The 12,834-nt window shown below is 32.1% G+C and carries 12 protein-coding genes; 6 read left to right on the top strand and 6 right to left on the bottom strand.

The genetic code is table 11. The features are described 5' to 3' along the window. Window positions 1-46: 46 nt before the first annotated feature. From bioD to AC9UFV_RS00280, 3 genes are all read left to right on the top strand, one after another. Window positions 47-667: a dethiobiotin synthase gene (gene bioD, locus AC9UFV_RS00290; RefSeq protein ID WP_509571554.1), complete on the top strand. Its 621-nt coding sequence runs from the start codon at window positions 47-49 to the stop codon at window positions 665-667. A gap of 29 nt (window positions 668-696) precedes the next feature. Next, window positions 697-1,968, top strand: a complete 1,272-nt coding sequence (gene bioA / locus AC9UFV_RS00285) for an adenosylmethionine--8-amino-7-oxononanoate transaminase (RefSeq protein WP_509571552.1) — start codon at window positions 697-699, stop codon at window positions 1,966-1,968. Between the two features lie 64 nt (window positions 1,969-2,032). Then, window positions 2,033-3,205, top strand: a complete 1,173-nt coding sequence (locus AC9UFV_RS00280) for a beta-ketoacyl synthase N-terminal-like domain-containing protein (protein ID WP_509571549.1) — start codon at window positions 2,033-2,035, stop codon at window positions 3,203-3,205. Window positions 3,206-3,236: 31 nt separating this feature from the next. On the opposite strand, the gene AC9UFV_RS00275 is transcribed toward AC9UFV_RS00280, so the two are convergent. The 4 genes from AC9UFV_RS00275 to AC9UFV_RS00260 form a co-directional block, all read right to left on the bottom strand. Further along, window positions 3,237-3,725, bottom strand: a complete 489-nt coding sequence (locus tag AC9UFV_RS00275; RefSeq protein ID WP_509571547.1) for a regulatory protein RecX — start codon at window positions 3,723-3,725, stop codon at window positions 3,237-3,239. A 37-nt stretch (window positions 3,726-3,762) separates the two neighbouring features. Beyond that, window positions 3,763-4,851 carry a biotin synthase BioB gene (gene bioB / locus AC9UFV_RS00270; RefSeq protein WP_509571544.1) on the bottom strand — a complete coding sequence of 363 codons (1,089 nt, stop codon included), beginning with the start codon at window positions 4,849-4,851 and terminating at the stop codon, window positions 3,763-3,765. A gap of 83 nt (window positions 4,852-4,934) precedes the next feature. Continuing rightward, window positions 4,935-7,658, bottom strand: a complete 2,724-nt coding sequence (locus AC9UFV_RS00265) for a carboxypeptidase-like regulatory domain-containing protein (RefSeq protein WP_509571542.1) — start codon at window positions 7,656-7,658, stop codon at window positions 4,935-4,937. 29 nt (window positions 7,659-7,687) lie between these two features. Further along, a complete protein-coding gene (locus AC9UFV_RS00260) occupies window positions 7,688-8,608 on the bottom strand; it encodes a GLPGLI family protein (protein ID WP_509571539.1) in 921 nt (306 codons plus the stop codon). 171 nt (window positions 8,609-8,779) lie between these two features. Here AC9UFV_RS00260 and AC9UFV_RS00255 point away from each other — a divergent pair, with 171 nt between their 5' ends. From AC9UFV_RS00255 to AC9UFV_RS00245, 3 genes are all read left to right on the top strand, one after another. Beyond that, window positions 8,780-9,574 (top strand): hypothetical protein, encoded by a 795-nt coding sequence (locus AC9UFV_RS00255; protein WP_509571536.1) that lies wholly within the window; start codon window positions 8,780-8,782, stop codon window positions 9,572-9,574. Further along, complete coding sequence (locus AC9UFV_RS00250; protein ID WP_509571533.1) at window positions 9,574-10,188, top strand: deoxynucleoside kinase; 615 nt, start codon at window positions 9,574-9,576, stop codon at window positions 10,186-10,188. The genes AC9UFV_RS00255 and AC9UFV_RS00250 overlap by 1 nt, the downstream gene beginning before the upstream one ends. Window positions 10,189-10,548: 360 nt before the next feature. Continuing rightward, window positions 10,549-11,316: a prohibitin family protein gene (locus AC9UFV_RS00245; protein ID WP_509571530.1), complete on the top strand. Its 768-nt coding sequence runs from the start codon at window positions 10,549-10,551 to the stop codon at window positions 11,314-11,316. Window positions 11,317-11,361: 45 nt separating this feature from the next. Here AC9UFV_RS00245 and AC9UFV_RS00240 read toward each other — a convergent pair whose 3' ends face one another. Together AC9UFV_RS00240 and AC9UFV_RS00235 are read right to left on the bottom strand one after the other, a co-directional pair. Further along, window positions 11,362-11,724, bottom strand: a complete 363-nt coding sequence (locus tag AC9UFV_RS00240; protein ID WP_509571527.1) for a hypothetical protein — start codon at window positions 11,722-11,724, stop codon at window positions 11,362-11,364. Window positions 11,725-11,729: 5 nt separating this feature from the next. Then, window positions 11,730-12,704, bottom strand: a complete 975-nt coding sequence (locus AC9UFV_RS00235) for a polyprenyl synthetase family protein (RefSeq protein ID WP_509571524.1) — start codon at window positions 12,702-12,704, stop codon at window positions 11,730-11,732. Window positions 12,705-12,834 lie beyond the last annotated feature (130 nt).

The raw sequence follows: 12,834 nt of genomic DNA, 5'->3' as shown, positions 1-12,834 counted from the left end.
GCGAACTTTGCAATTTCTTTGCGAACTTTGCGGTAAATTATTAATTATGAAATTATTTATTACTGGAATATCAACCGATGTAGGGAAAACAATCGCTTCAGCAATTATTACCGAAGCGCTTGAGTCCGATTATTGGAAACCCGTTCAAGCTGGAGATTTGGATAATTCTGATAGCCATAAAATTCAGAATTACATTTCTAATGAAAAATCGGTTATTCACGAAAATAGCTATAAATTAAATACACCCGCAAGTCCGAATTTAGCAGCAGAATTAGACGGAATTACAATCGATTTAAAAAATATCATCGAACCAAAAACTAAAAATCATTTGGTAGTGGAAGGCGCTGGTGGTGTTTTGGTTCCTTTAAATAATTCCGATTTTGTTATCGACTTGGTTCAGCCGGACTACAAAATTATAATTGTTTCAAGGCACTATTTAGGAAGTATCAATCATACACTTTTAACAATTGAAGCCATAAAAAACAGAGGCCTCACTATTGCAGGAATTATTTTTAATGGCAATGAAAATAAGGCTACCGAATCGTTAATTTTGAATTATTCGAAACTAAAATTCATTGGTAGAATTAACGATGAACCTTATTTTGATAAAAATGTGATTGCTGAATACGCTGATTTATTTCGCGAAAAATTATTAGAATTTAAATAGCAATAAAAATAGAAAACAATAATTATTAAATGGAATTAACCGAAAGAGACGGGCTTCATATTTGGCATCCTTACACGCAGCATAAAACTTCAAAACCACCTATTGCAATTGTGAAAGGCCAAGGAGCATTGCTTTGGGATGATTCCAATAAAGAATATATTGATGCCATTGCATCTTGGTGGGTCAATCCATTTGGGCATTCCAACACCATTATCGCTGATGCTATTTATAAGCAATTAACTACTTTAGAACACGTATTGTTTGGTGGATTCACCCATGAACCAGCAGTAATTTTATCTGAAAAACTAATTAAAATCTTACCTAAAAATCAAAATAAAATTTTCTTTTCCGATAATGGATCAACATCAGTTGAAGTGGCGATAAAAGTGGCATTGCAGTATTTTTTCAATAAAGGAGAAAAGAAAACTACCATGATCGCTTTTGAAAATGCTTTTCACGGAGATACATTTGCAGCAATGGCGGCAAGTGGAATATCATTTTACACTCAGGCCTTCGAAGGAATGTTTATAGACGTCGTTCGTATTCCTGTTCCCGTAAAAGGGCAGGAAGAAGCAAGTTTTCAAGCATTGGCTCAAGCCATAAAAAACAATAATTGTGCAGCATTTATTTTTGAACCTTTGGTTTTAGGTGCTGCGGGAATGGTGATGTATGAGCCGAAAGAACTCGATATATTAATTGGAATTTGTAAAGAAAATAAAGTTTTAACCATTGCCGACGAAGTGATGACCGGCTTTGGGAAAACCGGAAAAACGTTTGCTTGTGATTATTTAGTTGCCCAACCGGATATGATGTGTTTGTCGAAAGCGTTAACAGGCGGGACAATTCCAATGGCAATTACCACATTTACAGAAGTGTTATTTGAAGCTTTTTACAGTGATGACATCAATAAAGCTTTGTTTCACGGGCATACATTTACTGCAAATCCAACAGGATGTGCAGCAGCATTGGCTAGTTTAGCCCTTTTAGATACTGATGAAATGCAAGCCAATATCGCTAGAGTAAATCAAAGTCATTTGGCATTTCAAACACACATTAAAAATCATCCTAAAGTTGCTACTACGAGAGTTTTGGGAGTAATTTTTGCATTAGAAATAAAAACCGAATACCAAGCAAGTTATTACGGAACTTTGCGAAACAAACTCTATGATTTTTTCATTGAAAACGGAGTTATTTTAAGGCCAGTAGGAAATATTGTTTATATTTTACCGCCTTACGTTATTGAGGACGAACAACTCCAAAAAATATATACTGTAGTTGAAAATGCATTGGATATAGTTTAAGATAAATGTTCACTTTCTTTGTGAACATTGCGAAAAACTTTGCGACCTTTACGGTTTAATTTTAATGAGAACAACTTTGCCAAAAACGATTTCAATTACAGCCATCGCTTCCATTTCTGGGTTAGGAAATGATCCTAATTCTATTTGGCAAAACTATATGAGTGATAATCATTGCTTTATTGAAACTACTATTGGGAATCAAAATACAGCTATTGCCCCTTTAAATTCTGATTCAAAAAAACAAATAAGTGAATTAAAAAAGTCAGATAATAAATACAAATCACTCGATAATTCTGTTTTATTTGCAATAGCTGCCTCCCGAAAAGCGATTGAGAAAGCAGGATGGCAGGACAATGCTACTTTTGGAATCAATATAGGATCTTCACGTGGCGCAACGGAATTATTCGAAAAGCATCATTTGGATTTCATCCAATCTGGGAAAGTAGAACCTCTGGCATCACCAACAACTACTCTTGGAAATATCTCATCGTGGGTTTCTCATGATTTACAAAGTGAAGGTCCAGAAATTTCACATTCTATAACCTGCTCAACCGCTTTACACGCATTATTAAATGGAGTAGCTTGGTTAAAATCTGGTATGGCTGATAAATTTTTGGTTGGTGGTAGCGAAGCTCCTTTAACCAATTTTACGATTGCTCAAATGCGAGCATTAAAAATTTATTCTAAAAATAATGATGAATTCCCTTGCCGCGCCTTGGACCTAAATAAAAAACAAAGCTCCCTTGTTTTAGGCGAAGGTGCTGCTGTTTGTTGTCTTGAAATTGGAAGAACTGAAAAAACTATCGCTGTTATTGAAGGAATTGGTTATGCAACAGAAATTTTAGAACACAATGTTTCTGTTTCTGCGGAGGCTACTTGCTTTCAAAAATCGATGAAAATGGCTTTGGAAAATACTAAATTATCAGATGTTGATGTAGTTGTAATGCACGCTCCGGGAACTATTAAAGGCGATTTATCGGAATACAAAGCGATTCAAAAAATATTTGGAGAAGAACTTCCTTTGTTAACTACCAATAAATGGAAAATCGGTCATACTTTTGGGGCCTCAGGAATGTTAAGTATTGAAATGGCAATTTTGATGTTACAAAATCAAACTTTTATCGGAGTTCCATTTGCGGAAGCGGGATCAAAAACCCAAAAAAAACCATTTAAAAAAATCTTGGTGAATGCCGTTGGTTTTGGTGGAAATGCGGTAAGTGTATTGTTGAGTTTGTAAGTTTTTGAGATAAAAGAGGATAGACAAAAATCTATTTGGAATCGCGTTCCAAGTCTTTCACTTTTTCATAAACCATGTTGCTTTCAAATCCTTTTCGGAGTAAGAAATCACAGAATTTTTTTCGCTTTTTTAAACTATCATTCTCTTTCATTGTTTGCCAATGGCGATCTGCAATAAAATGAAAATTGGTATAATATTCCTCTTCAGATATTTCTTTAAGTGCGGTTTTAATATTGTAGGAAGAGATATTTCGGAACTTCAATTCGTTTACAATTCTAATATTTCCCCAATATTTAATTCGGTGTTTTCCTCTTGCAAAACTGCAGGCAAATCGTTCTTCGTTTAGAAAATTTTGATCAATTAGGTGCACAATTATCAAATCGATAACCTGTGGAATCATTTTCATTTCTCGAAGTTTTTCAACTACTTCTTTATGACAACGCTCCTGATAGGCACAATAATTCTCTAACTTGGATTGGGCTTCCTGAATGGAATAGGTTTTATGAGAATTATTTTCCAAAATTTATTGATTGTCTATTGAGAATAGAAACAAAAAACTAGGCATTTGTTTTTCCTGAGGCCTCTAAATTCTTTTCGATTTTATGTCCTGGTCTTGACCATTTTGGCTTTTCTCCTAACGATTTATATTGAGAATCTTCGGCTTCAACAGTAGTAGGTTGAGACACTTTTACAAATGGCTTTTGAGGAATTAAACCTAATGTTTCAAACATTTTCATGTCTTCGTTCACATCTGGGTTAGGAGTGGTCAATAATTTATCGCCAGCAAAAATAGAATTGGCACCAGCAAAGAAACACATCGCTTGTCCTTCACGGCTCATGTTCATTCTCCCTGCAGAAAGACGCACTTGAGTTTCAGGCATAACGATTCTTGTGGTTGCAACCATTCGGATCATTTCCCAAATTTCAACTGGTTTTTCTTCTTCTAATGGCGTTCCTTCTACTGCAACTAATGCATTTATTGGCACCGATTCTGGTTGCGGATTTAAAGTAGAAAGTGCAACTAACATTCCTGCACGATCTTCTATAGATTCGCCCATTCCAATGATTCCTCCACTACAAACGGTTACGTTGGTTTTACGAACATTTTCTATAGTTTGAATACGATCTTCAAAACCGCGTGTAGAAATCACTTCTTTATAGTATTCTTCAGAGGTATCTAGGTTGTGATTGTAAGCATATAAACCAGCTTCTGCTAAACGATGGGCTTGGTTTTCAGTAATCATTCCCAACGTGCAACAAACTTCCATATCCAATTTATTGATGGTTCGAACCATTTCTAAAACTTGGTCAAATTCAGGTCCGTCTTTCACATTTCTCCATGCTGCACCCATACAAACGCGTGATGAACCACTAGATTTTGCTCTTAAAGCTTGGGCTTTTACTTGGCTCACCGACATTAAATCGTTTCCTTCAATTTCCGTATGATACCTAGCTGCTTGAGGACAATATCCGCAATCTTCTGGGCATCCACCTGTTTTAATAGATAACAAAGTAGAGACTTGTACAACGTTTGGGTCGTGAGATTTTCTATGAATAGAAGCTGCTTCAAAAAGCAAATCCATCATAGGTTTGTTGTATATCGCGATAATTTCTTCTTTCGTCCAATTGTGTTTAGCAATGCTCATAATACCTTTTTTATGTTGCCTCAAAAGTAATCAAATTGTTACAAAGAAGCAATTTTGTATAATTTATATCGAGGTTATATTTGTTATAAATTATATTTCAAACTAAAAATAATATACCTCGGTTGAACGGTATACTGTGAAGTTCTGGTTGAGAACTGAGTGAAACTATCGTCGTTTAGAATATTTGTATTTAAAAGGTTGGTAACGGCAATTTTATACTCCAACTTACTTTCTTTTGTTTTTTGATAAATCAAACTTGCGCTTAAAAAGTCGTATTCATTATTAACCGTTTTATTGTTATTGGTGTAATGATAGTACTCGTATTCTGAAACAAAAGAGAAACTATCTAAGAAGAAATAATCCAATCTAGCCGATGGTCTATCAGTGAAAAACTTAGTCCCGATATAGTCATTGATTGTTAGAGAATATCCTAATTCTAAGTTCGGTAAATTTTTATAATTGGTAGCTACTTTTACAGTATAATTTTGTGTTAGAGATTCTGTTGTTACAAAAAGGCCGTTTTGAATATTGTTGAAAATAGATCGGTTTGCCGCCAAATTAAATGAAGCTTTATAATTTTTTGCAAATGATCTGCCGTAGAATGCATTTCCAGAAAGTGTTTCATCGGCAAAATTTGAATTTATTGCGGTAGAGACTTGGTTAATCCCTGTAAAAAATGCACTTGACTTAATTGCATTTATACGTTTAATATAACTAACATTAGCTGATATGTTTTCAAAGTTGAACATGTTATATTTAAAATAACGTAAAGAGTGACTTTCGGACATAGCATTTTCTAAGTTTCTATTTCCTTGAAATAAAGAGTTATAGTTTGTGAATGTATAACCTGCAGTAAACCTATTAATATCTGTAAAATCGTTATTAATTGAGTAATTGTAAGTTAAAGTTTCAGCTTTTTTAATTTGATATAAAGCATATACGTCAGGTAATAATCGATAGAAATTATCGTTCACTTTTGTACCTAATTGCTCATTGTACGTTTTGTAGTAATGTGCTGAAAAACCTGGGTTAAAAGTAAATTTACCTGTAATAAATTTGTAATGAAGCCCTAAAAAGGAGTCATTAAAAAAATACATTACATTGTTATTTTTATCTGCTGAATTCAAGTCGTTAGTAGTTCCGTTATCCAAAATTTGGAAAATATGAGAATTAAAATTTTGAATTGAATAAGTGTTTCCAAAAGTAAAATTAATATTGCTTTTTGGCGTTAACATATAGTAGTAATCAATTTTAGCGTCCAATTTATTTGTTTTAATAAATCGGGTTTGATTGATATTATATCTGTTTTGTGTTTGTAATCCCAAAATCGGAAATGGATTCTGACCTAAATTGGCATTATAAAAAGGGTCTTCATCTTGATATAAATGTTGGATTTCAATATCGAAAACACTTTTATCACTTTTTGTATAATACAAGCTCAGATTCTGAGTTAGTGTAACCGGATCTTGCTGCTTGAATGAGGAAATGTTTTGGTCAGGAATTGCAGGTGGTGTTCCGTTTGTTGCAGTTGCGAATGATTGTGTAAACAAACTATTGTTTTCGTCTTGTTTAGAATTTTTAAGTAACACATCATAATCAAACTGAAGGTTGGCATTTGGTTTATAGCTAGAACTTAATTTAAAAAGCCCTAAACTACTTATTTGACTTGCAGCTTCTTTAGTTTTTTGGGTGGTATTTACCGTTCCTAAAGTGCTGATTTGGTCGGCTCTGTTATTTTGAGAAACCGTTTCTAAGTCTGTAAGTGTTGAAGAAACAATTGCAAATCCGCTTAAACTCCAGGCTTTAGTTACATTATACGAAAAATTGGTTGCACCAAATTTTGTTTCGATTTCCTTTGCTCTATTATTTCTAAGCAATGAAATTCCTAAATCATTGGAAGATAAATTGAAATTTGTTCCTCCTTTTCTCATCATACTTCTGAATCCTCCCGTAAATTTGAAATAATCCTGAACTGTAAATGGAAGTTCTCCAATATTATTATAATTGGCAATAAAATTAACGCTGTATTTTGGACTATAATAAAATAGCTTCGGATTAGCAATATATCGTGTATTTTGATTTTCCTTTCCTCCACCAGCATTTATATCTCCAAACCAAAAATTCTTTTTTCCTGATTTTAGTTTGATGTTCATTCCGATGTTCTCATCGCCATTTTCTAGTCCTTTCAAGGCAGAAACATCATTGAAATTTCTTAAAACTTGGATTTTATCAATTGCATCTGCGGGAATATTTTTAACTCCTAATTTAGTATCACCATCAAAAAAGTCTTTTCCTTCCACCATTAATTTAGTAACCTTTTTTCCCTCAACTTCTATTTCACCATCAGCGTTGACTTCTACTCCTGGTAATTTTTTTAATACATCTTCTAATTTTCTTTCGGTTCCGGATTTAAAGGAATCGGCATTGTAAACTATGGTATCTCCTTTTATAGAAACTGGCATTTCACGAACAATTTCCACTCCTTCAAGCTCAATTCCTCCCGATTCCAAAGTAATATTTTGATTCATGTTTAAAGTAGACGTAGAAATAAATAGCTCTTTCGTTTGCATTCCTAAATAACTAACTTTAATCGAATAACTTGAATTCGGTTTTAAATTCAATAAATATTTTCCTTTATCATTGGTAATTGCATAGGAATCCATTGCTTTGGTAGCTGTATTTACAGCCATAACGTTAGCCATTTCAAGTGGCGTTTTTCCAACGTCTTGAACAACACCCTCAAATTTTACGATTTGTGAAAATGAAACTGAAGAAATAAATAATAATAGTAGGAGGGTTTTTTTCATTATGATTTTTTGTATTTACTTTATATGAATTAACGTCCCATTCGGATTTGCATCGTTCCATTTCCACCTCTTCCTTGGTTCATTTGTCTAAACTCTTCCATTTTCTTGGTTACGGTTTCGTCATACTCTTTTTGAGAAATTACTTTTCCATTGGTTGGTGCTTTAATTTCTACTTTTTCTTTAGAGTTCATTACAATTTTAGAACATAAAACAACGGTTTTCCCATCGCTAACTTCTAGAATTAATCCTGGTAATCCCCAGTAATTTTCTGGTCCTTGGCTGATTGGAATTTCCGGTGTATACCATGCAGTAATGGTTACTTCTTTTGGTAATTCAAAGTCTTCCATGAAGTTGGTTTTCTTTGCTTCGCCCTCTGGTTTCTTGGCCTCATCCGTAGCTTCTTCTTTTTTCTTTTCTTCCTTTTTTGGTCTGAAATTTCTAAAATCGGTTTGGCTTACAGGTCGAACGCAAGTCGCTTTAAAACAAGTATAACCTCCAATTAATTTAGTTTCGCCTTCCAATTTCCAAGCATAATTTGGTAATGAATCTTTCACTAAAAATTCTTTTCCCATAAACTCTTTATCTACAGAATAGGTTTTGTCTTTTACATTCTTAAAATTGGTTCCACCACCACCCATCATTGAGCTCATCATTCTCATTCCTCCACCTTGACCACCTTGACCTGGAGCATCTAATTTTTCTTCTTCTTTATAAATGGAGGTTGTTTTTGAAAAATTAAGGATAAATGTTTTCTCAAACATTTTTTTCATTCTTTCTTCAATCATTTTTTGCATATCCGGAGTCATGTCTTTGTTTCCTTCAAAACGGGTTTTGAAATCAGAAGTGCTTGTTTTTGACTCATAGACGGCGATTCCTTGGAACTCTTGCGCTTGAACATTTGCAAATGCTAACGCACTAAATACAAATGATAATACTACTTTTCTTAACATAAATAGGGGTTTTATATAATGTAAATTAAATTTTAGACTTACTAATTACTAAATAGTTTAAATATTGCGTGCAAATATGACGAATTAGAATAATTAAAGTTACAAATTTTATGTTAAAAAAATAGAAAGAAAAATGAATAACTACAAACATATATTGTAATTTAGCATTTAATGAAATCATTTATTCAAATACGCATACTATTACTTTTTTTAGTATTTTCCTGCCAAGGTCAAATTACTAAAGCCAATTTAGTATCCTCTGAACCTATTTCGGCAAGTCGTTTTTTAGGCATTGATGTTTTGTCTAATCAATATTATGAAGAAAATGACATTTTATTCAAGAAAAATGGAGATCAAATTTGGCAATATAAAAACGTTATTTTAGGTGAAATTTTAAAAATTGATATCAAAAATCCACTGAAAATTGCAGTGTTCTTTGAGGGTTTTAATTCAGTGGTTTTATTAGATAATCAGTTAAATGAAATTCAACAAATATCGTTTTCAAATATCAATAAAGCCTCTATAATTACAAGCGCTGTAGGAATTGCGGCTCAAAATAAATTATGGTTTTACGATACAATATCTCAAAAAATTGGACTTTATAATTATTCAAATGAAGATTTCAAATTTATTTCAACCCCTTTACCAGGTAATTTCAAACATTATGAATCCGATTTTAATAATTTTCAATGGATTGATAAAGATTTAAATTGGTATTCTTGTAACTTATTTGGTGAAATTAAACTAATTAGGAAAGTGCCGGATTTTGATAAAATTCAAATTGTAAATTCCGATTTGATTTTATTTTCAAAGGGAGAACAGTTGTATTTTCTAGATTTTAAATCAAATAAAACTATGGAAGTTCAAAATGTTAATAAAAGCTTTGAATATTTTATTTACAAAGACCAAATTTTATCTATTTTTACCAATCGACAAATTAAGAATTATAAAATACTATTACCGTAATGCACATAGCTATAGCAGGAAATATAGGAGCGGGAAAAACATCATTAACTCGCTTGTTAGCAAAGCATTTTAAGTGGGAACCTCACTTTGAAGACGTAGTTGACAACCCCTATTTAGATGATTTCTACCACCAAATGGAACGTTGGTCGTTCAATTTACAAATCTATTTCTTGAATAGTCGTTTCAGACAAGTTCTTCAAATTCGCGAAAGCGGTAAAAAAATAATTCAGGATAGAACTATCTACGAAGATGCTCATATTTTTGCTCCCAACCTTCACGCTATGGGGTTGATGACCAATAGAGATTTTCAAAATTACAGCTCTCTTTTTGATCTAATGGAAGGGCTTGTTGCCCCGCCAGATATGCTAATTTATTTGAGAAGTTCTATTCCAAATTTGGTTTCACAAATTCACAAGCGAGGACGCGAATATGAGAATTCAATTTCTATTGAATATTTAAATCGATTGAACGAAAGATACGAAGCTTGGGTTTCTAACTATAACAAAGGTAAACTGGTTATTATTGAAGTCGATAATATCGATTTTGTAAATAATCCTGAAGATTTAGGAATGATCATTAATAAAATAGACGCTGAATTAAACGGTTTATTTTAGTTTTATATATCTCTTTCAACTTTTCTCCATTATAATATAATTAATAAGTTACATTTTGGGCCTCTATTTTTGAGTTTAAAACTATTTTTTTGTCAATGGCTGACAAATATTTTCGGTTGTTTGATAAGTTAAATTGAAAAATAAAGACTCCTCATTTACTTCATTACCTTATTTATCCTTAAACTTCAATTACAAAATTTTTGAGTTTAAAAAACTTCATTTAGGATTGTACTATGGAATAATCAACATTAACAATGCCGTTAATTTAAATAAATACTTTTTATAATTATCATTATATATATAAATAAAAATTTATGAATTAATAATTTTAAATTTGCTTTATTATTAAATTTAAATATTATGAAAAAAGCTATTTTATTATTGTTAATTAGTTTTGGGGTTGTTAGTTGTGTAACTATTAAACCTGGTGAGGTTGGTTTAAAGCAAAGATTAGGGAAACTTTCGGAAGAGGTTTATCCTCAAGGCCCCGTTTTTTTTAATCCATTTACTTCAAAAATTGTTCGTACTTCAATTCAAACAAGGAACTTAGAATTGAGTTTAAATTTGCCTAGCAAAGAAGGATTAAGCATTACTTCTCAAATTTCTATTTTATATAGATTGGAAAAAAACGAGGTGGTTAAGATTGTAAATAATCTTGGGATGAATTATGAAGGAATAATTGCAAATGTATTTAGATCAGCATCTGCTGATGTATGTTCGCAATACTTTGCAAAAGACATGCATTCTGGAAAAAGATCAGAAATAGAATCTGATATTAGAAAAAGAATGGCTGATAATTTATTCAGTAAAGGAGTTATTATTGAATCCGTTTTAATGAAAAGCATACAGCTTCCTGTTGGTCTTTCTAAATCAATAGAAAATAAATTACAGGCAGAACAAGATGCAATGAGAATGGAGTTCGTTTTACAACAAGAAAAATTTGAAGCTGAACGAAAAATTATTGAAGCAAAAGGAACTCGAGATGCTCAAAAAATACTTTCTGAAGGTTTAACTAATGAAATTTTAAAATTAAGAAGTATAGATGCTTTCAACGAATTGTCAAAATCACCTAATACAAAAATAATAGTGACAGACGGGAAAACACCATTTTTAATCAATGATAAATAGATTTTTGAACTGTAAATTTAGAAATGGTTTTAATTAATAAAATAACTAATAGTTATTTCGAAACCACACTTTCATCCATTCTCTTTTCAATATCAAAAAAGAAACTTGCTCGGATAAAATTACCAAATCTGATCCGTCAAGTTTCTTTATTTGATCTTCGGGAACATCAATTATATATAATAAATTCAAGTATTCTGCGAATTTATATTGAATTAATCGATAGATTTTTTCGTGTAATTCCCCTTTCAATTCATCCGCTGAAATTGACATAGGAAAATCAATTGGCTCATTTGCCAAATTAAAATCTTTGTTGATTTGCTCTATTAATTTGGAATATAAATTGTCGTTTGAAGCTTCATTAAGAAGTACATCTGAGTTTATTGGTGCAATAAATGTTTTTGAATTCATTAAAATTAAACTTTTCGCCCCATTAAATTTTCACCAAACGCTCTTAGCATTTCCTTTTTATCATTGTCAATACTAATGTCTTTTAGCGTATCAAAAGCTTTGAAAGTAAAATCTTGAATCGCATTTTTTGTTTCTTGAGCTGCACCAGAAGCAACAAATATTTCTTTTACTGCTTCAATTTTATCGGAACTATCTTGTGGGTGAATTGAAAATAATTCAACTAATTTCTTGGCTTGATCATTTGATGCAAATTCAAGTGCTTTTAGATACAAATAGGTTTTTTTGTTTTCAATAATATCTCCACCAACTTGTTTTCCAAAGGTTTCTGGATTCCCAAAAGCGTCTAAATAATCGTCTTGTAATTGAAATGCTAATCCTAAATTCAAACCGAAATCATAAATTAAGTTGGCATTATCTTCAGAAGTTTCGGCGATTATTGCACCCATTTTCATTGCAGCAGCAACCAAAACAGCTGTTTTATATTGAATCATTTTCAGGTATTCCGGAATTGAAACATCAGTTCGAGTTTCAAAATCTACATCCCATTGTTGGCCTTCACAAACTTCCAACGCCGTTTTACTAAATAGTTTTGCTAATTCCCTGAAAATGGCAGGCTCGTATTTTTCAAAATATTGATAGGCTAAAATTAACATGGCATCACCGGAGAGAATTCCTGTATTAATGTCCCACTTTTCATGAACTGTAACATTTCCTCTTCGTAAAGGAGCATCGTCCATAATGTCATCATGAATAAGCGAAAAATTATGAAAAACTTCAACGGCAAGTGCGGCTGGCAAAGCTTTTTTATAATCGGCATCAAATACTTCAGCGCTCATTAATGTTAAAACCGGGCGCATTCTTTTTCCGCCTAATCCTAAAATATAGTGAATGGGTTCATAAAGATTTCTTGGCTCTTTAGTTTCATATTGAGATTCTAAATAGTCTGCAATAAATTCTTGATACTGATTAATAGAATGCATGAATCTTAATTTGTTAAGTGTTTAAAAATTATAATTGGAAGTGCTTATAACATTTGTACCCTACAAAGAAACTCAAAATTATTCGAACTATAAACTTTCTTAAATGTTAAATAATTGTAAATACTGGGAA

The organism is Flavobacterium sp. (genome assembly GCF_044349645.1).
In the GTDB taxonomy this organism is placed as follows: Bacteria; Bacteroidota; Bacteroidia; order Flavobacteriales; family Flavobacteriaceae; genus Flavobacterium.
Note: the sequence above shows the minus strand (reverse complement) of the source record. Positions and strands in the feature narration are given on the sequence as shown.